Origin of the sequence: Rothia sp. HMSC072B03, assembly GCF_001809565.1 — a bacterium.
In the GTDB taxonomy this organism is placed as follows: Bacteria; Actinomycetota; Actinomycetes; order Actinomycetales; family Micrococcaceae; genus Rothia; species Rothia mucilaginosa_A.
In genome coordinates, this window is sequence record NZ_KV797968.1 from 1 (window position 1) to 19,340 (window position 19,340).

Sequence of the window (19,340 nt, forward strand, 5' to 3'; positions counted from 1 at the left end):
TTGCGTTCACTGTATGGTTTTTGGATAACAATCCAATAGGCAATAAAAAGAGCCCGCTTACGCGGGCTCTTTTGCTTTAACAGCTAAAGCTGGGAAGGGGGGCAGACCCAGGTGGGTCTGCCCCCCTTTTTGTGCCCTCGCACCCCTTCGAAGGGAGGGGAGGCAAGGAGGAAGAAAGAATATCTCCTCCTGATAGGTGACCAGTGGGATAGAGTAGAACCATGCACTACCCCATGTTTTCCCACGCACCAGAGCCTACCGACCAGCAGCAACCGGTCAGCGAAGAACGCACTGTAGCCCTATATGTAGAAAGCGCTCTGGAGCCCCACGAAGTATGGGCAGCACTCACTGAATACATTCACCTCTGGTGGCCCAGGCAGCTCCTACAGGGCGAGGAAAGCCATATAGACCTCTCCGCTGAGCTATTGCTCGAAGAGACCGAGAACGGTGATGTTATTCCTATAGCCCGTGTTATCCAATGCGTAAACGAAGACGTACTTACCATCGCCCCCTACCTGGGAACACTCCTAGGGCGCCTCCTGGGAGCGGATGAAGAGACAGAAGAGAGCCTGAGCTTCATCCTGGACGCCCTAGCCCCGGAGACCGCAGAGGGGCCGCTATCCCTGCTCGAGATGAGCAGCGGTACCTACAAAGGACTAGAGGATGAGGAGTTAGGCATCTACGCGGGACACGAAGAAGTAGCTGCGCTACTCATGGGTGCGTATGCCCGTTTCATTGGAGCTGAACTCCAGAAGGAAAAACTATAAGGTATTCTCGACCCTGTAGAGTGGTATGTCATGAGCACACAGGACCAGAACACCCCGCAGCAGAAGGACGCACGCCCCATCTGGGCGCGGCTGCGCACCAAAGCCGCAGAGGGACGATCTCTGCAATACAGCAGAGCCGATATGCTGAGGTAAAGTAATATCTGGTTCCGCAAGCAGGGCGTGCCCCTCATCATTCCTGCACGTCAGCGTGCTCTTGACGCGTTCCCGCGCTCCGTTCCCTGGATTCTGTGGGTGAGCATCATGCACGTCTGCTATATCTTCCTGCGCGATATCCTCATCTTCATCCTTGACGGAACTAACGGTTCCCTCCCGGAGTACGTTAGGGCCATTGCAACCGATACTGCCCTGAGCGAGGACGTCGTTCCCCTACTCGTGCTTGGCGGCATCTTCCTCGTGATGCCGATTATCTCTGGTGCGTTTATTGCCCTAGTACATCTGCTGATGGTGCGCTCCCCGAAGTGGGTACAAATTACCGCAGGTGCTTTTACCGTACTCGTTGCAGGGGCTCAGCTTCCCGCGTACCTGGGCGGTTCTGGGCCTCATGGGGCTACTCGCCGTGTTCGTGGTCGTCACTGCCTCTCTAGAGCGCACAGCGCGCCTTCTGGGTCGCAACAGAGGTGACGACGTCGCACGCTTTAGCGAGAAAACGACTACGAGCGCGCCGTAGCCCTCGAAGGCGGAATCTGGAACACCGCCCAGGACTGGGTCGAAGAGCAGAAAATCCTCGAACACCGACCCCTCAAAATCGCGCCCTGGGGCAACCTCATCATCATCCCCATGATCGGGTAGATTATTCAGGCAAGCTTCTTCATGCTGCTCGTCTTCGGGTTCTTCATGGGGTTCTCATCCGTAGCCATTAGTGACACCATCATCGAATCGTGGATGGCCGTCAAACCCAAACACCTCAAAATCCTCGGCGTAGACACCAATATCAACGCCGTGGTCATCAAGGTGTCCATGATTGTTGCCGTGTTCTCCGGGCTCAGCTTCGTCGCAACCACCAGTAGCGACGAAAAATATGCCCGAAGCTTCCTCAAACCCATGATTGAGCGAATCAAGCACATCCTGATTATTCGCGATATCTACCTGGGGCTTGCTCACCATGCCTAAAAGCGAAGCACTCGTACCCCTTAGCGAGGAGGAGACTGCGGAAAAAGAGCCTGACAAGGGATAAAAGGTATGGTGCTAGTGGGCAGATAGGTCCATGGTGAGCAGGTTGAATACCAGATACACCATGAGTAGGGCCACCGCCGCGTCAAGTACACGCCAGGCCTCCGGGCGGGCGAAGAGCGGACGTAAAATTCGTGAGCCGTAGCCAATCATGAGGAACCACAGCACGCTACCGCAGCAGCAGCCCAGGTAATACCACCAGCGGCCGGGATCGCCCTGCGTATTAGCCAGAGAACCGAGGAAAATCGTTGTGTCCAACCATGCCAGCGGGTTGAGGTAGGTGACCGCCGCCGTGGTTAGCAGGGCCGCCTTCAACGACTGCGCATCCTCGGTACCCTCCTCAACGACAACCGCATGCGGGGTGAAAACACGCTTCGCCGACTCGTAGCCGAACCACGCCAGAAAAGCTGCGCCGACGTAGCGGAGAACCTCCATAACCCACGGGGCGGCGTCAAGTAGCGCACCAAGACCCACGACACCCAAGCCAATCATGAGCGCATCCGAGAGCACGCAGAAGATAATAATCGGGGTAATATGCCGACCCGTAATGCCCTGACGCAACACAAACGTGCCCTGGGCGCCAATGGCGGCCACCAAAGAGATAGTGGTGGTGGCACCCAGAAACAGCAGGGACAGGGATGTGGACATCGTGAAACTTTCTATGTCGATCAAACGGGGTATGAACCCGCGTACGCAGTGGCGGGTAGCGGCTCTCTTACTACCAGCTTGCCAGGCAAAAGCTCGCGACGCAGGGATAAAGCCTGCGTTAGCAGGAGTATGAAGCGCCAGAGACGAGAATACGGGAAAAAGGACCCTAAATCTATCTAAATATTTTCACACTGCGTAAGATATTCTTATGACACGTTTCAGTACCGACCAGCTCACCACCTTCGCCACCGTCATCGAATATGGCACCTTCGACGCGGCGGCAGATATCCTGCGAGTGAGCCCCTCCGCCGTCTCCCAGCGCATCAAAGCCATGGAGCAGATCGCCGGAAAGGTTCTGCTGCGCCGAAGCAATCCCGTGACCCCCACGGATGCCGGACAGAGCGTGCTGCGCATCGCCCGCCAGAGTGAATTCCTGCAGCAAGAAATGGAACGCGAACTCATGGGTGCCGGCGGCTTCCAAAGCGTGTCTGTGGCGGTCAATGCCGATTCGCTTGCCACCTGGTTCATCGACGCCGTCGGAACTCTCAGCCGCGAAGACAGCATCTTCTGCGACCTGCGACGAGAAGGCGAATTCCACTCCTCCGCCATGCTCCGATCCGGAGAAGTCATGGCAGTCATCACCTCCAAACCCGAAAAAATCCCCGGCTGCTCCGTCGAAACCCTCGGCGTGGCACGCTACTGGTGCGTTGCCACCCCCGACTACGTGCAGCGGTACCTGCCCGGCTGGCCCAAGACCATGAGTCACGAAGAGCTCAATCGTGCCCCCGTCGTCGAATACGACCGTAAAGACTTTGTGCAGGATGTGGCACGAGCCCTCATTGAAAAAGAGGTAGGCCTAGAGGCTGAAGAAACCTTCGTTCAAAGCCCCACCATCTACATTCCCTCATCTCCAGACTATGCGCGCGCCGTTAGCTCCGGTATTGCCTGGGGCCTCATTCCTGAGGCGCAATGCGCCGAAGAGCTCGAAAATGGGCACCTCGTGAAGCTCGCCGCAACCCCGGTAGAATTTCCCCTCTACTGGCAGCGGTGGAACATTAACTCGCCCGTTATGGAGACCGTAACCCGCCGCGTCCACGAAGCGGCGCGAGGCGACCTTATCTACTAGAAGGGGTGGTTCCGTGGGTTTTGTGGAACGTCACCAGGTGGCCCTCTACCTCGTCTCCATGGCTGCGGGAGTTGCCTGCGCGGGGCGGGGCGGATGGAGTCAGGTCTCCGAGCAGCTCGTGCCCTACGCGCTCGGTGCGCTACTGTGGACCAACTTTGCCCTCATGCCCCTAAGCGGCATGAGCGCCGGTCAGCACAAGAGGCTCACCCATACTGTGGTGCTGGTTGCTGCTTTGGGGACTCCAGTTCTGGTTGCACTGCTCGTTCCCCTCTTTAATCCCGAGGGCGGTCCCGTTGCTTTAGCTGTAGCAATTGTTCTGTTGGCTCCATGCGTGGATTACGTTGTGGTCTTTACGTGTATTACCGGAGGGGAATATCGAGGTTTGCAGGCGGCAACACCCTACCTACTTGGCGCCCAGATCCTTTCTATTCCTATATGGACTAGTGTATATATTTATATGAGAATATTAAATATGGGGGTAGTGGGAGAAATATTCCCCCTCCCCGTCGAAAGCTACCTCAGCCTTGCACCGCTCATCGTGCCCCTAGCAGCCGCTTACCTGGCGCAACGCTGGTCAGCCCGCTCACCGTAGCGTCAGCAAACCTCATGAGCGCCACCGTACTCACCCAAACCCTCACCGAACTGCTCATCATGGTCGCCATGACCGCAATCTTCCGGGTCAGAACAAAGAAAAGCACAGCAGAGGCTCTCTAGCCCCAGCCCTACCAAACACTCAACTCCCAAACGCAGAGAGGCGGCCGCCACATACGGGACGACCGCCTCTCTCATAAAATCTAACGCCTAAGTCTTAACGCCAGCGGGTCATCATCAGCATACTCACCATCATGGCGCCCACGCCGATGCTGACGTTCCACATACCCAAGTCAGGAATCGGGAATAGGCCCTGCGTAATGTAGAAAACAATAATCCACAGGATGCCCAGGGCCAGCAGCGAAAACATGATGACCCGGTACCACAGCGGAGTCTGCTCCTTCAGCTGCGTACCGCTCTCCATCTCATGGGCAATCTCGCGCAGACGAATCTCGCTTGCGTCCTCCACCTCAGATTTCTCGGACTTCTGAGACTTCTTCTTGGACGATGCCTTAGCCGAGTTGGACGACATACTTCCTCCGCTTATTGTTGTATGGGTAACCTAAAAATATACGTTTACACCTATCTTTGCAGACTTGCGGGATGATTTCACCTCGCCCGAGCGTTAAACACAGCGTATGACGGCTGAGAAACGCAATGCCACTAACCCCAAGGAGAGAGCATGAGCCACGGAAAAGCACATAATGCTGCGCGCCGACCCCGCACCGTGCTGCAATGGATCATCCAGATTACCGGCGAGCTCCTTATCACCGCGGGCGTTATTCTGCTTCTCTTCGTTGCCTGGCAGCTGTGGTGGACCAATATCGACGCCGACCGTACCCAGTCCCAGGCCGTCAGCACCCTCGTGCAGGAGTTTGACGCGCATCCGGCCGAAGCCCCGCCCAGCTGGGACCCTAACACCCCTCCCACCGGGCTGAGCGAACCCGAACACGGTGAGGTCTTCGGAGTCGTCTACATCCCCAAATTTGGCGCGGATTATCATCGTCCCGCCACCCAGGGCACCAGCGCCGACGTGCTCGACTCCCTCGGTCTCGGACACTACGACGGGACCGCCATGCCCGGCCAGGTCGGCAACTTCTCCCTCGCCGGCCACCGCCAAACCCGCGGTAAGGTCCTCAACGACATCGACCTGCTCACCGAAGGCGACCACATCTACGTGCGCACCAAAGACGGCTACTACACCTACACCGTCTACAGCCACGAAATCGTGCAGCCTGACCAGGTTGAAGTCATCGAACCTGTGCCCGGCCAACCCGGTGTGGCCCCCACCGAGCGTCTCATGACCCTCACCACCTGCCACCCACGCTACGGCGATACCGAACGATACATCGTGCACGCCCGATTCGAATCGTGGCGTCCCGCCTCCGCCGGCGCCCCCGCAGAAATCGCCGCTTCGGTGGCCGGATCTTAAGGAAAGGAAAAGAACATGTACGGATGGATTTTCCGACACCTGCCCGGGCCCCTGTGGCTGCGCATCATTATTGCCATCGTGCTGGTGCTCGTAGCCGTCTACCTGCTCATGGAGTACGTCTTCCCGCACTTCGCCGAGTACGGCCCCTTCAACCAGAACGTCACCATCAACCATTAGCACTAGGACAACACCATGACCCGCATCCTTGTCATCGACAACTACGATAGCTTCGTCTTCACCCTTGTGGGATACCTGCAGCAGCTCGGCGCCGAGACCACGGTCATCCGCAACGATGAATACGACCTGGACCACGTGCTGAAGCTCGCGGAAGACCACGACGGCGTGCTCATCTCTCCAGGCCCCGGAGCGCCCTCTGAAGCCGGCGTCATTATTGACACCATCCGCTGGGCGGCAGAGGCAAATAAGCCCCTGCTGGGCGTCTGCCTGGGCCACCAGGCCATTGCCGAAGCCTTCGGCGGCACCGTTACCCACGCCCCCGAACTGATGCACGGCAAGACCTCGAAGATGGTGCACGAGAACGTTTCCGTCTTCAAGGACGTGCCCTGCCCCTTCACCGCGACCCGCTACCACTCGCTTGCGGTCGTACCCGAGAGCATGCCGGACGTCCTGGAAACCACCTCCACGACCGACAACGGCATCATTATGGGCCTGCGCCACCGCGAAGCCCCCATGCACGGCGTGCAGTTCCACCCCGAATCGGTCCTGACCGAAGGCGGCTACCTGATGCTCGGCAACTGGCTTGAGGAAACCGGCCTGCAGGGCGCCGCAGAACGCGCTAAGAGCCTCTCGCCCCTCATGGCCTAATCCCTTATAGCCTTTAGAGTCCTCAGTGGCTTATATCGCCTCCAGAAGCTCCGTAGTAGGCGCACTACAGGGAAGCTGGAGGCGATACTCTATCTGAGCCCATAGTCGCGAGCAAGCCCGGGCACACGGACAGGCACACGAAAGGGGCGGCGCCCCACACCCAACGGTGTAGAGCGCCGCCCCTTTTTTCGCGGCTAACCTCTAAAACCCCTTAGCGGGAGTTAGCGTTATTTGCATTGGCGTTCGCGTTATTACCCTGAATCGTACGGGTACCCGCAGTAGCGGACGCAGCCGGTGCCGGAGTAGCCGAAGCGGTAGAATGCTGCTGGTTCTGGTTACCGGTGGTAGCGTTCTGGTTACCGGTCGACGCGGCAGGCTGAGTGGCCTGCTGAGTGGCCTGACGCTGCTGGTTACCGGTGGTAGCGTTCTGGTTACCGGTCGACGCTGCCGGCTGAGTAGCCGCAGCAGTCGGGGCAGTCGTCTGAGTCGGGGTAGCAGCCACGCGAATCGTCACGGTGCTGTTCTGCGGCACCAGGGTACCGGCCGCAGAACTCTGCGAAAGCACGGTACCGGCGGGACGCTCGGTCGTCTGAACCGTCTCAATGTTGGTGTTCAGCAGAACATCCTGAGCGGTCAGAGCGGCAATCGCCTGATCCTTGGTCAGACCCACCAGCGAGGGGACCTTCACCTTACCCGAGGACAGGACAATGTTCACGGTGCTACCGGCCTCAACCGTCTGAACACCCTTATCGTCCGTCGAACCCTTCTCGGGGGACAGCTCAACCACCATACCGGCAGGCACCGAAGCGCTCTCCACGGTGGAGACACGGCCGTCCACCAGACCCAGGTCCTTCAGCGCGTTACGCACGTACGCCTCGCTCTGGCCCTGCAGGTTATCGGGCAGCTTAATCTTCTCCGGGCCGCTTGAGACGGTCACGGTCACGGTCGAGCCCTTATTAACCGTAGAACCGACACCCGGCTCGACGCTAATCACGTCGCCCTTCTTGATGTTGTCGGAGTAGCCCTGACGGTACTCCACCACGAAGCCTCGGTTACGCAGCTGGTTATCGGCATCATCGCGGGAAATGTTCACCACGGCCGGAACCTGAACCTGCGGAACCTCGTTCAGCTTGTTCTGGTAATACAGCACCGAGCCGACGCTAAATGCCAGTAGCGCGGCGATGAGAATACCAACCAGGAAGCGCGTCCACGCACGCTTACGGGGCGAACCCTCATCGTATTCGACGTACTCCTCATCCTCGTACGGTTCCTCTTCATCCTCGTAGTCGAAGAATCCGTTGAGACCGCCGTCCTCCACCGAAGCCTCGGTAATCGAGGTGGTGTACGGGGCGTAATCTTCGCCCAGGGACGCGGTGGTTGCCGACGGCACGAACGCGGTCGTCATGGCGGCGTCCTGAGCCACGGTTTCCTCGCCGGGACGAATCACGGAGACCAGTGCCTGCTCGAACTCGGCAGCGCTCTGATAGCGGTCGTCCGGGTTCTTAGCCAGACCCTTCAGAATGACCGCATCCAGACCTGCCGGAACCTCGAGCGGGGTGAACTTGCTCGGGGGCTCAGGGGTGTCGGAGAGGTGCTTAGCAGCCAAATCCACATTCGACTCGGCATCGAAGGGGGAACGGCCGGCAATCATCTCGTAAATCACGCAGGCGGCCGAGTACAGGTCGCTACGGGCATCGACCTCCTTGCCGCTGACCTGCTCGGGGGACATGTAGCGTGCGCTACCCATCACCACGTTCGCCTTGGTCAGCGCCTCGCCGGCCTCCTCAATCGCGCGAGAAATGCCGAAGTCCATGACCTTAATCTGGCCCGGCTGACCCTTCGCGATATCCTCGCTGGTGCGGTCCAGCACCATGATGTTCGCCGGCTTAATATCGCGGTGAATGATGCCCATCGAGTGGCTGTACTGGAGCGCGCCCAGCAACTGCTCGGCGTAGCCCAGCGCATCGCTCACCGGCAGGTGACCGCCACGCGACAGGATGGTGCGCAGGGTGTGACCCTCCACGTACTCCATCACGATATAGGGGATGAGCGTAGACTCGCCTGCGGCCTCATCCACGCCGTAGCTCTGGGAAGGATCGAACGAACCGGTGTCATACACCGCAACAATCGCAGGATTATTCAGAGACGCGACGGCCTCCGCCTCCCGCTTGAAACGGGCACGGAAGGTCTCATCCTGGGCCTGCTCCGGACGCAGAATCTTAAGAGCCACCTTGCGGCCGAGGCGGGTGTCCTCGGCAGCGTAAACGGTCGCCATCGCACCGGTACCGATTACCTCGAGTACCTTGTAACGGTTATCAACCGTGTCGGGAACCGACAGGTCCATAAGTTCTCCTGGATCAATAAGACAAAAACTAAATCAAAACGTAGGGGCTAACGCGCCGTGGCGGAAGCCGACGCAGACGGTGCAGCGGAAGCGCTGGCACTCGATCCCCTACCCGAATTGGAAGAGGCCACATACATGTCTACATTACTACCAACCGTCACCTTAGTGCCAGATGAAGGTGTAGTACGAAGAACCGTGCCGGGGGCCGCGGTATCCGAATTCTCGTAGTGAAGAGAAACATTCACGCCGAGCGCTGCGACGGCCTTCGAAGCCTCGTCCACGTTCTTACCCTCAAGGTTCGACGGGAGAGTCACCGACTTCGGACCGGTCGAATAGCGCACGGTGACGCTATTGCCCTGCTCCAAAGTACCCGTCGGGGAAACCGAAATCACCGTGTTCTCCGGTTGAGTGGACTCCACACCCTCCGTCTTGGGGGAAAGGCCGAGGTTCTTCAACTCGTTCACCGCATCCTGCAGCTCACGACCCTCGTAGTTCACCGCGTTCACGGTCACCTTCTTCTTGGAGGAGGTCGTGGCAGCGGCCTCGCTCGTCTCCACCGTCGACACCTTACCGGTGTTTGTCGGTTCCGAAGAGGCCGAAGCGCTCGCCGATGTCTCCGGGGACGTGCCGCCTCCACCGTTATTGGTGAAGAACACGGTCCAGATGCCGCCCAGAATCAGCAGGATTGCCAGCAGCATCGCGACCCACATCCACACGTTCGGGCCGCGCTTCGTCGAGGAACGGGGCGCCGCGGCAGAACGCTCCGCACTCGTGCGCACCGTCTGGGCGCTCGTGCGGGGGATAGGCGCCGTGGTCGGTTCCGGCGAGAAACGCCCGCCCGAACCGAAACGCGGTGCGGCGGAGGCGCTAATCGGCTCAGCCGCACCGTTCATAGCGTCCATGGCCACGGTTGCATCGTCGGCATTCTCCTCGGCCAGGAACTGGGCAAGGGAGGGCACAGCCTTCACCGCTGCCTTCAGGTCGCGGCGGCGAATCGCATCCACCGCAGAAGCCAGAGCGGTCGCATCCTTAGGACGCTGAGCCGGGTCCTTCGCCAGCAGGCACATAATCAGCGCGCGTGCCGCGGCCGGAATGCTCTCCGGAAGCGGCGGCGGCGGATCGTTCACCTGAGCCAGCGCAATCGCAATCTGCGACTCACCGGTGAACGGGCGTCGTCCCACCAGGCACTCGTAACCGATGATGCCCAGAGAATACATATCAGAAGAAGCGGTCGCAGCCTGGCCGGTAGCCTGCTCGGGAGCCAGGTACTGGGCGGTACCCATCACCTGACCGGTCGCAGTCAACGGCACCTGGTTTGCCAAGCGCGCGATACCGAAATCGGTCACCTTCACGCGGTCGTCCGGGGTGATAATCAGGTTACCGGGCTTCACATCGCGGTGCACCAGGCCCTGCGAGTGAGCGGCAGCCAGCGCACGAGCGGTCTGCGCGATAAAGTTCAGGACGCGGTCCGGCGGCAGGGTACCCTCGCGCTCGATGATACTCGACAGGGGGCTACCCGGCACAAGCTCCATCACCAGGTACGCGGAGTTATCCTCCTCGCCGTAGTCGAACACGTTCGCCACGCCGGGGTGGTTCAGCAGCGCCGTATTGCGAGCCTCCGCGCGGAAACGCTCCAGGAAGCCGGGGTCGCCGGTGTACTCTTCCTTCAGGATCTTGACCGCAACGATGCGACCAAGCACCTTATCGCGAGCCTTCCACACCTCACCCATACCGCCAATTGCGATACGCTCGGTCAGGGTGTAGCGCCCGCCCAGGGTAATATCAGCCGCAGGCCTCACTTGTTCAACACCGCCTCAAAAAGTTGCTTACTTGTACCGGTTGCCAATTGTGCGCCGGTCGCCACGTCAATATCTTCGTACACCACCGCGATGGCAATCTGAGGGTCATCGGCCGGAGCGAAACCGGTGAACCAAGAATTATTCAAACCCGCCGTCGTCTCTGCGGTACCGGTCTTACCCGCCACCTTCACGCCCGCGACACCGGCATTACGTGCAATACCATTATCAACCGAATTCACCATCCACTGCTTCACCTGGTTGGCCACCTCGGGGGAGGTGGAGGTGCGGAGCTTCTCAGCCGAGAACTCCTGCAGGGTGCTCAGGTTGCTGGTCTTCACCGAACGAATCAGGTTCGGCTTCATCTGCACACCGCCGTTCGCAATCGCCGCGGAGGTCATCGCCACCTGCAGGGGCGTGGTCTTCACGTTATACTGACCGACGGCCGACTGAGCCAGCTGGCTCTGCGTCATATTCGAAGGGAACGAAGACTTCGACACGGTCAGCGGAATCTTCAAATCCTGACCGTACCCGAAGTTCTCGGCGGTCTTAGCGATACGCTCCTGACCCAGGTCCATCGCAATCTGCGCGAACGGGGCGTTACAGGACTGCGCCAACGCCCACTCAATCGTTGCCTGAGTTCGGGTGGAACACTGGCCGCCCGTGTAGTTCGGCAGGCTGATGTTCGTGCCCGGCAGAGGCAACTGCGCGGGGTTCGCGATAACCGACTCGGCGTTGTACTTACCCGACTCGAGGGCCGCGACCGCGTCAATAATCTTGAAGGTCGAACCCGGCGAGTACGTATTACCGGCAATCGCTCGGTTGAAGAGGGGCTGATCCTCATCTGCCGTTAGCGCCTGGTAGTTCGCAATCACGGAAGAACCCGAGTGGGAGGACAGCAGGTTCGGGTCGTAGGAGGGGGATGAAGCCATCGCCAGAATCTCGCCGGTCTTCGGGTTCAGCGCCACGACGGCACCCTTACGGCCCTGCAGAGCGTTGTAGGCGATGTCCTGAAGCTTCGAGTTGATGGTCAGCTCCACGCTGGCACCCTGAGCGGAGGAACCGCTGAAGAGCTGCGCCACGCGATCGTAGAACTGGCTATCGCTCGTGCCGGCGAGCTCCTTATCCATGGCGGCTTCCAGGCCGGTCGCGCCGTAGATGGTGGAGAAGTAGCCGGTCAGAGCCGCGTACTTGAGCGGGTGGTTGTACACGCGCTGGTAGTTGTACTCATCATCGGACTTCACCGAGGAAGCAATCTCCGTGCCGTCCACCACGATGGAACCACGCGCCGAACCGTAGTTGTCGTACAGTGCTCGGCTATTCCACGGGTTAGCCATCAGGGTCTTCGAATCGAAGAACTGAATATAGCTGAGGGTACCCATCAGCAGGACAAACACGCACGCGGCTGACATCCACATGCGGCGAATCGCCCTATCCATTCTTCTCACCTCCAGAATCCTTTGCCGTGATACGGGCCAGGACGCTCGTCGCGCCCTCGGGCTCGTAGCTGGTATCCATATGGTCGATACCCTGCGATGCATCGTAACCGGCCACCAGGTGCGGGGCACGGGCACTATGCGAAATCGACAGCCACAGCGCCACAATAATCCAGTTGGCCACCAGCGACGAACCGCCCGCCGACATAAACGGAGTCGTCAGACCCGTCAGCGGAATCAGACGGGTCACGCCGCCAATCACCACGAACAGCTGCAGCACCATGACCGTGGACAGGCCCGCCGCCAGCAACTTACCGAAGCCGTCGCGGGTGCCCAGAGCCGCGCGGTAGCCGCGCGAAACCAGCAACATGAACATCATCAGGATGGCGCCCAGACCAATCAGGCCCAGCTCCTCACCCAGCGAAGAGATGATCATGTCGGAGTTTGCGTAGGGAACCAGGTTCGCTCGGCCCTGACCCCAGCCGCGACCAAACAGGCCGCCGTATGCCAGGCCGAATACGCCCTGTAGAATCTGGCCCGAACCACCCGGCGAAGCCTGGTAAATATCCGGGTCAAAGGCGTGAACCCACGCGTAGATGCGGGCGTGCACGTGCGAAACGTAGTTGTACGCGAAGTACCCACCCACAGCGATACCGATACCGGCCACGACCAGCCACGACAGGCGGCCCGTCGCCAGGTACAGCATCGCCATGAACAGGCCGAAGAACATGATGGCCGAACCCAGGTCCTTCTGGAACACCAGAACACCCAGGCTCACGAGCCAGGCCAGGAACACCGGTGCAAGGTCGCGCAGTCGCGGCAGGTTTACCGGACCGATGCGGCGGCCCGCCACCAGAATCAGGTCGCGGTGCGTTGCCAGGTAACCGGCGAAGAAAATCGCCAGCGTAATCTTCGCGACCTCGCCGGGCTGGAAGGTGCGGTTGCCGATGTGAATCCAGATGCGCGCACCGTTCAACTCCATGCCCAGGCCGGGAATCAGCGGCATGATGAGCAGAATCATCGACAGCACCAGGGAGGTGTACGTGACCTTGCGCAGCACGCGGTGGTCGCGCAACACGAACACGATGACCGCGCACAGCACCATGGACACGCCCGTCCACATGAGCTGGCCGTCGCCCACCGGCGCGGCAATCTGCGGGTCCAGACGGTAAATCATCGTCAAACCGATACCGTTCAGAGTCACCACCAGCGGCAGGATGAACGGGTCGGCGTAGCGGGCACGGAACTGCAGGACCAGGTGGATCAGGAGCGAACCGGCGCCCAGCACGATGGTGCAGGGAAGCCACTGGCTCTTCGACGTGTCCAGGGCGTGCTCCGGGTCAATCAGGTACATGCCGAAAGAGCTAATACCCACGGCCACGACCAGCAATAGTAGCTCCGTGAAGCGACGCGCGCGCGGCGCATCGGAATCGCGTCGGAACGACAGCTTAGCCATGGTTCTCACCGCCCTCCGTGCTCGGGGATTCGGTCGGGGTTTCAGCCCCTGATTCCGCGGGCTCGGGAGCCAACGATGCGGTCGCCGTCGGATCGGGAGTCGGCGAAGCGGAGGCGGACGCCGCCTGTTCCGCCTTGATGCGGTTCTGCTCGGCCTGGGTCTTCAGGCGCGACACAATCTGGTGCGCCTCGTTCAGGTCCTTCGCGGTAATCGAATTACGCAGCAGGGTGCGGGTGTGGTCGGAGAGCTGCGAGGTCGAAATATCGGTATTCTCCACCACGTGCGAGAGGCGAATCGGGCCCAGCGCATGCGGAATACCGTTGTACACCGCCACCGTGCCGTCGCTCTCGCCCACATAGTAGCTACGCTCCACGTAGCGCAGGCCGGTCCACGCCGCCAGGGTCAGCAGAGCCGCCACCAGCAGGAAGATGAAGAGACGCACCGACCAGGAACGGCGGGAGGTGCGTTCGGCCGGCTCCTCCGCGATGAGCTCCTCCAGCTCGGCGGGCAGGGGCGCTTCATCCACCGTTAGCGGCATGCGCTGAGCCACCGTGGCGCGGTGCTCCAGGGTACGGGAGGTCACCGCCGGAATCATGCCGGTCTCGGTCGCCACCGCGGCGGCACCGACCAGCTGATGCGGACGCGAACCCAGCTCGCCGCGCAGAATCGCGGCGTTGGTGAGGGCCGCATCCACGGCGTTGTCGTAGGTTCCGATGTGGTGGCGCACCGCATCGGAACCGCTGTGCAACAGGGTTCCGGCAAAGTCGCGGGCACGGCGGAAACGACGCACGTTGTGGTGAGCGGACTCTTGCTCCAGCGCGGCGAGGGTTGCCTCCGCGGCCTCGGCGGTTGCGGCAATCTCGGGAAGCTTCTGCGTATTCACGCTGACTTCCTGCTCCGCCGCAATCGAGTCGGGCAGCGCGGAATCGGGTAGCGCGGAGGGACCCACCGGCTCGTCCACCGGCAGTTCCTCGCGGTCGATGACCTGCAGGGCCACGACGGTCACGTTATCGGGCGCGCCGCGCTCCAGGGTCATGGAGATGAGCGTGTCGGCAACCTCCGCGAGGTCGTCGTGCGAACGCATCACCTGCTCAATTTCGGGTACGGAAACCACGGCGTCCAGGCCGTCCGAGGACAGCACCCAGCGCTCGCCCACGACGGCGTCCAGGGTCTTGAGCTCCAGCTCGGGGGAGGCGTCAACGTCACCGAGCACGCGCATAATCACGTTCTTATGCGGGTGGTGTTCGGCCTCCTCCGGGGTAATGCGGCCCTCGTTCAGCAGGCGCTGCACGAAGGTGTGGTCGGTCGAAATCTGCTCGAACTCACCGTCGGCACCCGGGCGCAGGCGGTACGCACGCGAGTCACCGATGTGGGCAAACTCGATGCAATCGCCGTCAATCAGCAGCGCGGTGCAGGTGGTGCCCATACCGGCAAGCTGCGGGTCATTTGCGGCCAGCTCGTTAATAATCAGGTTGGCGCTCTGAATCTCGTCGGCCAGGTAAACGCCGCCGGTGCCGTTCTCAAAGTCGGGGTGGTCCAGCGGGGTCAGGCTCAGCACCGTGGTCGCGGAGGCGACATCGCCACCCACGTGGCCGCCCATGCCATCGGCGACGACCGCAAGGTAGCGGCCGCCGTAACCGGAATCGTCGTTCTTAGAACGTTTGAGGCCCGTATCGGAGCGCGCCTCAAGACGGAAAGCAATCTTCATCGGCTACCCCCTCAGCTGCATGGTGGTGCCGCCCACGCGGAATTCATCACCGGGTTCAATCGGGGTAGCGCGAGTCAGTCGCTCACCGTTGACGTACGTGCCGTTGGTCGAGTTCAGGTCCTCCAGGAACCAGCGGGAACCCTGGGGGAACAGGCGGGCGTGACGGCCCGAAGCGTAATCGTCCTGTAGGGACACCTCAATATCGTTGGCGCGACCAATCGTGATGGGGTGGTCGCCCAGCTGCATCATGGCGCCGGCCTGCGCGCCCTCGGTAATAATCAACTGCGAGGGCCGCGAGGGCGGGGGCGTGATGTGGGTGGCCTCGGCGGAAGCCTCCACAGGCACTGCGCGGTAGTTCTTACCCAGACCTAGGTCGCGGCGTGCCGCGGAGACCACCAGGAACACGAAGAACCAGATGAGCGCCAGGAACGCGTAGCGAAGAATAGTGACTGTTAGTTCGGACGCCATTAACGGGCACCTCCGGTAGAACTATGGAAGATGATGCGGGTATTGCCCATGCGAAGGAGTGAACCGTTGGTCAGCACCACGGGAGAGCGAAGTGGAGCGCCGTTGACGAGGGTGCCGTTCGTGGACCCCAGGTCGGTGGCAACGACGGCGCCGTTATGCGCCGACAGCTGCACGTGACGACGGGAGACGCCCTTATCGTCCAGGCGCAGGTCAGACTCCGAACCGCGGCCCAGCGTGAAGGGCAGGTGGCTAATCGGGTGCATGCGCCCGTTGATCTCCAGGAAAAGACGGGGAGCCGCCGCGGCGGGAGCGGCCGGGGACGCCGGGGCACCGTGGGCGCCCTGCGGGGCGTGCCCACCCTGGCCGCTACGCGGGATGCGCGAGAGACGAGAGTTCGGCTGCGCCACCGGCTGCGGCGGCTGAACCGGCTGCGCGGGCTGAGGCTGGGCGGCGGGTTTCGTGATGCGCGTGGGCAGCGAAGACTCCCGGGGCGGGCGCACCGGCGCGTAGTTAGCGGCGCCGCGCAGGGTGGGGGAGGCGGGCGCATCCGGAACCGAGAACGGCTCGAAGGTGGCCACCACCTCGAATTCACCCTCGGCCAGGGAATCGAGAACGTTGAAGGTCACGCGCACCGCGCCGATGAGGGTGTATCCCTGGGCGCGAGCGTGAGAGATGGCCAGGTCGCACAGCTCCACGGCGAACGGGTTGCCCCACTCGCGCACGCGCGGAAAATCGACCGGCGCGAAGCGGAGCGTGTAAATATTCGGGGCCATGGTGCGGCCGCTGCCGTCCACGTAAGACTCGTCGTCCATCATGATGCGGACGCGGTTGGCGACATCTGCCTTCTCAAAGGTGCCGAAGCCCTTAGAAAAGCCGACGGTGCGGCCGATGCCCTGTTCCAGCTTTCCTAGCTTGTCGAAAAACTTCATGCCGCCTCCTTCTCAACGACCAATCCGAGCAACTACTGCGCTCGCGGTATACCTCAAAGGGTTCAGTTTAACGAGCGTGCCTGTGCGTTAGCTGTGTGTTCTGTGCGTGAACACACCCGGTTCCATTTTAGGGGATGCACGGGTGAATCGGCCCGGAATCCCGCGTATCGTCTGGGGATTGGGCCGTTAATGCATGAAAAAATCCCCGGTTCTTTCGAACCGGGGATCGTTGGTGCGCGAGGGGGGAGTTGAACCCCCACGCCCTCACGGGCACACGGACCTGAACCGTGCGCGTCTGCCTATTCCGCCACTCGCGCAAGTGTCTTACGGTGTATCACCGCAGGCAACACATAGAACTATACGGGGTGTGTGATGTACTGTCCAATTGAAATGGTGTGACCTTCGTTACCTTAATGGTTGGGTGGGGGTGTTAGACCCGGACTACTCGGCCCGAGCCGCAACCTCACCGGCTTCCCCGAGCGGAGCCCCGTCCCGCTTCGCCGCCTCCAGCTCCCGCTGTGCGGCCTCCGCGCGCTCGGTACGAACCCGCAAAATCCAAACCAGGGGGCCAAGATACGGCAGGAACAGCACCAGCAGAAGCCACTTAAGCTTCTGCACCTCGGAAAAGTACGGGCTACGGTGCACCGTCAGCAGACCCCACAGGGCCAGGCCGATACCCAGCAGGAAAACCGCGGTCACCACGATATCCACTACGGGCTTCCAGTCCATTACTTCTCCTCACAATGCCTCAATAGCGCCCCGCCTACGCGCGGCGCACCTCCACCAGAATACCGGTGCACGCGACGCCCACCGGCCGAATCGCACCGTTGGGCCCCCGAATAGCGTGAGGGCCCGCCCCCACATTCGGCGGGAACGGGCCCTCACACAGCTCTCAGTCGACGGCTCACGCTCGGTGAACCGTGTCAGCTAGCCTAGCGACCGGCCTTCGCAGCCTTCTTGGCGGCCTTCAGCTTGCGACGCTCGGCCGTCTTCGCATCGTACTCGGCCCAGAACTCGCGGGTCGTCACCACGTCCGTGCCATCCCAAGCCGCAAGGTTCTTAATCTCCGGAAGGTCCGAAGCCCTGAAGATCGGCTCCAGGCCGGCCTTACGCTGCGCCTCGTAATTCTTCAGCACCGCAACAACCTTCGGCGTCATCAGCAGCACCGCCGTCAAGTTCACAATCACCATGCCAGCGTTCAGCATATCCGCGGTCGTCCACACCAGATCCAGCGAAGAAATCGCGCCGAAGAACACGAACACCAGAACCAGCACGCGGAAAATCGTCAGGACCACCTTGTTCCCGGTCACGAAGCGCATGTTCGACTCGCCGTAGTAGTAGTTACCAATCACGGTCGAGAACGCAAACATGAAAATCGCGATAGTCAGGAAGTGAACCGCCCAATCGCCCAGCTGCATAGCCAGCGCCGACTGAGTCAGCGAAGCACCACGCGACTTATCACCGTAGGCCGGGTTCGACAGCAGCACGATAAACGCGGTCACGGTGCAGGCCATCATCGTGTCAAAGTAAACACCCAGGGTCTGCACGTAGCCCTGCTTTGCCGGGTGAGAAATCGTTGCGGTAGCGCCGGCGTTCGGGGCGGTACCCATACCGGCCTCGTTGGTCAGCAGACCGCGCTTCATACCCCAAATCACGGCACCCATGGTACCGCCGGTCACGAACTCCTTAATGCCGAACGCGCCCTGGAAAATCATCAGCAGCATGTTCGGGATCTCGGTGATGTTCAGCAGAACCACCAGCAGACCCAGCAGTAGGTACAGCACCGCCATAATCGGAACCAGCCACTCGGTCACCGAAGAAATCGCGCGAATACCACCGAAAATAATGGCCGCGGTCAGCAGCACCATGACGACGCCCACGACCACGCGGAAGCCCATGGAGTTCGTACCCGACACGTCGATGCCCAGGGAGTTCGAGGTCGCATCCACCACGGCGTTAGTCTGCACAGCAACGAACACGAACGCATAGGTAATCACGATGAACGCCACGAAGATGTAACCCATCCAGCGAGCGTTCAGGCCGCGCTTCATGTAGTACGCCGGACCACCGATGTAGGAATCCTTACCGCGCTCCTTGTACAGCTGACCCAGCAGAGACTCCGCGAAGGCTGAAGCCGCGCCCACGGCCGCGATAACCCACATCCAGAACACAGCGCCGGGACCGCCCATAGCGATAGCCAGGGCCACACCCGCCACGGTACCGGTACCCACGCGGGATGCGGCAGAGACCGTAAACGCACGGAACGAAGAGATGCTCTTCTTACCGTCAGCCTCACGAGCAACCGGGTCACCCAGAACACGGACCATTTCCTTAATGGAACGCCACTGCACGCCGCGAGTGCGAATCGTAATGTACAGACCAGCCGCAATCAGGGCGTAGTAGAGGAAGTTGCTCCACATCCAGTTCTGCACAGCATACACGGAAGAAGTCAGTCCCGAGGTCTGCTCATTTATGTCCCCGATGATGTTCAGAAGAAAATCCACTCGGTACTCCAATCTAGAAAGCGCGAAAGCCCACACGTTCACACCGAAGGGTGGGTTACGAGGGGCTTCTCTGCTGGTGATGCGGCTTTAGATCCGCGGCGCGCGGTCAAAATGCGCAC

At 60.8% G+C, this 19,340-nt stretch carries 20 protein-coding genes and 1 tRNA gene; 9 read left to right on the forward strand and 12 right to left on the reverse strand.

Annotation, left to right across the window (positions count from 1 at the left end):
- Positions 1–221 precede the first annotated feature (221 nt).
- The 4 genes from HMPREF2630_RS02335 (at position 222) to HMPREF2630_RS09295 (ending at position 1,898) form a co-directional block, all read left to right on the forward strand.
- Positions 222–767 (forward strand): GTPase, encoded by a 546-nt coding sequence (locus HMPREF2630_RS02335; RefSeq protein WP_070483193.1) that lies wholly within the window; start codon positions 222–224, stop codon positions 765–767.
- Positions 768–797: 30 nt separating this feature from the next.
- On the forward strand, positions 798–920 hold the full coding sequence (locus tag HMPREF2630_RS09390) for a hypothetical protein (RefSeq protein WP_256387521.1): 123 nt from the start codon (positions 798–800) through the stop codon (positions 918–920).
- Between the two features lie 27 nt (positions 921–947).
- Positions 948–1,409 (forward strand): hypothetical protein, encoded by a 462-nt coding sequence (locus HMPREF2630_RS09290; protein WP_239663110.1) that lies wholly within the window; start codon positions 948–950, stop codon positions 1,407–1,409.
- Between the two features lie 189 nt (positions 1,410–1,598).
- The gene (locus HMPREF2630_RS09295; protein WP_239663111.1) at positions 1,599–1,898 is read left to right on the forward strand and encodes a hypothetical protein; all 300 of its coding nucleotides are present in this window, start codon (positions 1,599–1,601) and stop codon (positions 1,896–1,898) included.
- A 75-nt stretch (positions 1,899–1,973) separates the two neighbouring features.
- Here the strand turns inward: HMPREF2630_RS09295 and HMPREF2630_RS02345 are convergent, their stop codons facing one another.
- Positions 1,974–2,606 (reverse strand): LysE/ArgO family amino acid transporter, encoded by a 633-nt coding sequence (locus HMPREF2630_RS02345; protein ID WP_049333723.1) that lies wholly within the window; start codon positions 2,604–2,606, stop codon positions 1,974–1,976.
- Between the two features lie 208 nt (positions 2,607–2,814).
- Here HMPREF2630_RS02345 and HMPREF2630_RS02350 point away from each other — a divergent pair, with 208 nt between their 5' ends.
- Both HMPREF2630_RS02350 and HMPREF2630_RS02355 read left to right on the forward strand, forming a co-directional pair.
- Complete coding sequence (locus HMPREF2630_RS02350; protein ID WP_049342953.1) at positions 2,815–3,732, forward strand: LysR family transcriptional regulator ArgP; 918 nt, start codon at positions 2,815–2,817, stop codon at positions 3,730–3,732.
- Positions 3,733–3,745: 13 nt separating this feature from the next.
- Positions 3,746–4,324 carry a hypothetical protein gene (locus HMPREF2630_RS02355; protein WP_049342954.1) on the forward strand — a complete coding sequence of 193 codons (579 nt, stop codon included), beginning with the start codon at positions 3,746–3,748 and terminating at the stop codon, positions 4,322–4,324.
- Positions 4,325–4,540: 216 nt separating this feature from the next.
- Here the strand turns inward: HMPREF2630_RS02355 and HMPREF2630_RS02360 are convergent, their stop codons facing one another.
- On the reverse strand, positions 4,541–4,855 hold the full coding sequence (locus HMPREF2630_RS02360) for a cell division protein CrgA (RefSeq protein WP_049333728.1): 315 nt from the start codon (positions 4,853–4,855) through the stop codon (positions 4,541–4,543).
- Between the two features lie 150 nt (positions 4,856–5,005).
- Between HMPREF2630_RS02360 and HMPREF2630_RS02365 the strand changes: the two genes are divergently transcribed.
- Genes HMPREF2630_RS02365 through HMPREF2630_RS02370 form a run of 3 tightly spaced genes read left to right on the forward strand, consistent with a single transcriptional unit; the run spans position 5,006 to position 6,580 of the window.
- Positions 5,006–5,755, forward strand: coding sequence for a class E sortase (locus HMPREF2630_RS02365; protein ID WP_049342955.1), 750 nt, complete (start codon positions 5,006–5,008; stop codon positions 5,753–5,755).
- 15 nt (positions 5,756–5,770) lie between these two features.
- A complete protein-coding gene (locus HMPREF2630_RS09175; RefSeq protein ID WP_049333732.1) occupies positions 5,771–5,932 on the forward strand; it encodes a hypothetical protein in 162 nt (53 codons plus the stop codon).
- A gap of 15 nt (positions 5,933–5,947) precedes the next feature.
- On the forward strand, positions 5,948–6,580 hold the full coding sequence (locus HMPREF2630_RS02370; protein ID WP_049333735.1) for an aminodeoxychorismate/anthranilate synthase component II: 633 nt from the start codon (positions 5,948–5,950) through the stop codon (positions 6,578–6,580).
- 211 nt (positions 6,581–6,791) lie between these two features.
- On the opposite strand, the gene pknB is transcribed toward HMPREF2630_RS02370, so the two are convergent.
- From pknB to HMPREF2630_RS02420, 10 genes are all read right to left on the reverse strand, one after another.
- Positions 6,792–8,924 (reverse strand): Stk1 family PASTA domain-containing Ser/Thr kinase, encoded by a 2,133-nt coding sequence (gene pknB / locus HMPREF2630_RS02375; protein ID WP_049342956.1) that lies wholly within the window; start codon positions 8,922–8,924, stop codon positions 6,792–6,794.
- 47 nt (positions 8,925–8,971) lie between these two features.
- On the reverse strand, positions 8,972–10,723 hold the full coding sequence (locus HMPREF2630_RS02380; protein ID WP_070483195.1) for a protein kinase domain-containing protein: 1,752 nt from the start codon (positions 10,721–10,723) through the stop codon (positions 8,972–8,974).
- Entirely contained in the window at positions 10,720–12,159 is a 1,440-nt protein-coding gene (locus HMPREF2630_RS02385) for a peptidoglycan D,D-transpeptidase FtsI family protein (RefSeq protein ID WP_049342958.1), read from the reverse strand. The genes HMPREF2630_RS02380 and HMPREF2630_RS02385 overlap by 4 nt, the downstream gene beginning before the upstream one ends.
- Complete coding sequence (locus tag HMPREF2630_RS02390; protein WP_049342959.1) at positions 12,152–13,612, reverse strand: FtsW/RodA/SpoVE family cell cycle protein; 1,461 nt, start codon at positions 13,610–13,612, stop codon at positions 12,152–12,154. Before HMPREF2630_RS02390 ends, HMPREF2630_RS02385 begins: the two co-directional genes overlap by 8 nt.
- Positions 13,605–15,320, reverse strand: coding sequence for a PP2C family protein-serine/threonine phosphatase (locus HMPREF2630_RS02395; protein ID WP_049342960.1), 1,716 nt, complete (start codon positions 15,318–15,320; stop codon positions 13,605–13,607). The genes HMPREF2630_RS02390 and HMPREF2630_RS02395 overlap by 8 nt, the downstream gene beginning before the upstream one ends.
- Before the next feature lie 3 nt (positions 15,321–15,323).
- Complete coding sequence (locus HMPREF2630_RS02400) at positions 15,324–15,788, reverse strand: FHA domain-containing protein FhaB/FipA (protein WP_049333748.1); 465 nt, start codon at positions 15,786–15,788, stop codon at positions 15,324–15,326.
- Positions 15,788–16,717, reverse strand: coding sequence for an FhaA domain-containing protein (locus HMPREF2630_RS02405; RefSeq protein WP_049342961.1), 930 nt, complete (start codon positions 16,715–16,717; stop codon positions 15,788–15,790). Before HMPREF2630_RS02405 ends, HMPREF2630_RS02400 begins: the two co-directional genes overlap by 1 nt.
- Before the next feature lie 230 nt (positions 16,718–16,947).
- Positions 16,948–17,034 (reverse strand) — tRNA-Leu (locus HMPREF2630_RS02410).
- A 124-nt stretch (positions 17,035–17,158) separates the two neighbouring features.
- The gene (locus tag HMPREF2630_RS02415; RefSeq protein ID WP_049333752.1) at positions 17,159–17,446 is read right to left on the reverse strand and encodes a PLDc N-terminal domain-containing protein; all 288 of its coding nucleotides are present in this window, start codon (positions 17,444–17,446) and stop codon (positions 17,159–17,161) included.
- A 203-nt stretch (positions 17,447–17,649) separates the two neighbouring features.
- Complete coding sequence (locus tag HMPREF2630_RS02420) at positions 17,650–19,221, reverse strand: alanine/glycine:cation symporter family protein (protein ID WP_049342962.1); 1,572 nt, start codon at positions 19,219–19,221, stop codon at positions 17,650–17,652.
- Positions 19,222–19,340 lie beyond the last annotated feature (119 nt).

What these genes read in the sequence shown, in the direction of transcription:
- HMPREF2630_RS02335 (WP_070483193.1), top strand. Translation starts at nt 222, where the DNA reads ATGCACTACCCCATGTTTTCCCACGCACCAGAGCCTACCGACCAGCAG.
- HMPREF2630_RS09390 (WP_256387521.1), top strand. Translation starts at nt 798, where the DNA reads ATGAGCACACAGGACCAGAACACCCCGCAGCAGAAGGACGCACGCCCC.
- HMPREF2630_RS09295 (WP_239663111.1), top strand. Translation starts at nt 1,599, where the DNA reads ATGCTGCTCGTCTTCGGGTTCTTCATGGGGTTCTCATCCGTAGCCATT.
- HMPREF2630_RS02345 (WP_049333723.1), bottom strand. Translation starts at nt 2,606, where the DNA reads ATGTCCACATCCCTGTCCCTGCTGTTTCTGGGTGCCACCACCACTATC.
- HMPREF2630_RS02350 (WP_049342953.1), top strand. Translation starts at nt 2,815, where the DNA reads ATGACACGTTTCAGTACCGACCAGCTCACCACCTTCGCCACCGTCATC.
- HMPREF2630_RS02360 (WP_049333728.1), bottom strand. Translation starts at nt 4,855, where the DNA reads ATGTCGTCCAACTCGGCTAAGGCATCGTCCAAGAAGAAGTCTCAGAAG.
- HMPREF2630_RS02365 (WP_049342955.1), top strand. Translation starts at nt 5,006, where the DNA reads ATGAGCCACGGAAAAGCACATAATGCTGCGCGCCGACCCCGCACCGTG.
- HMPREF2630_RS09175 (WP_049333732.1), top strand. Translation starts at nt 5,771, where the DNA reads ATGTACGGATGGATTTTCCGACACCTGCCCGGGCCCCTGTGGCTGCGC.
- HMPREF2630_RS02370 (WP_049333735.1), top strand. Translation starts at nt 5,948, where the DNA reads ATGACCCGCATCCTTGTCATCGACAACTACGATAGCTTCGTCTTCACC.
- pknB (WP_049342956.1), bottom strand. Translation starts at nt 8,924, where the DNA reads ATGGACCTGTCGGTTCCCGACACGGTTGATAACCGTTACAAGGTACTC.
- HMPREF2630_RS02385 (WP_049342958.1), bottom strand. Translation starts at nt 12,159, where the DNA reads ATGGATAGGGCGATTCGCCGCATGTGGATGTCAGCCGCGTGCGTGTTT.
- HMPREF2630_RS02390 (WP_049342959.1), bottom strand. Translation starts at nt 13,612, where the DNA reads ATGGCTAAGCTGTCGTTCCGACGCGATTCCGATGCGCCGCGCGCGCGT.
- HMPREF2630_RS02395 (WP_049342960.1), bottom strand. Translation starts at nt 15,320, where the DNA reads ATGAAGATTGCTTTCCGTCTTGAGGCGCGCTCCGATACGGGCCTCAAA.
- HMPREF2630_RS02400 (WP_049333748.1), bottom strand. Translation starts at nt 15,788, where the DNA reads ATGGCGTCCGAACTAACAGTCACTATTCTTCGCTACGCGTTCCTGGCG.
- HMPREF2630_RS02405 (WP_049342961.1), bottom strand. Translation starts at nt 16,717, where the DNA reads ATGAAGTTTTTCGACAAGCTAGGAAAGCTGGAACAGGGCATCGGCCGC.
- HMPREF2630_RS02415 (WP_049333752.1), bottom strand. Translation starts at nt 17,446, where the DNA reads ATGGACTGGAAGCCCGTAGTGGATATCGTGGTGACCGCGGTTTTCCTG.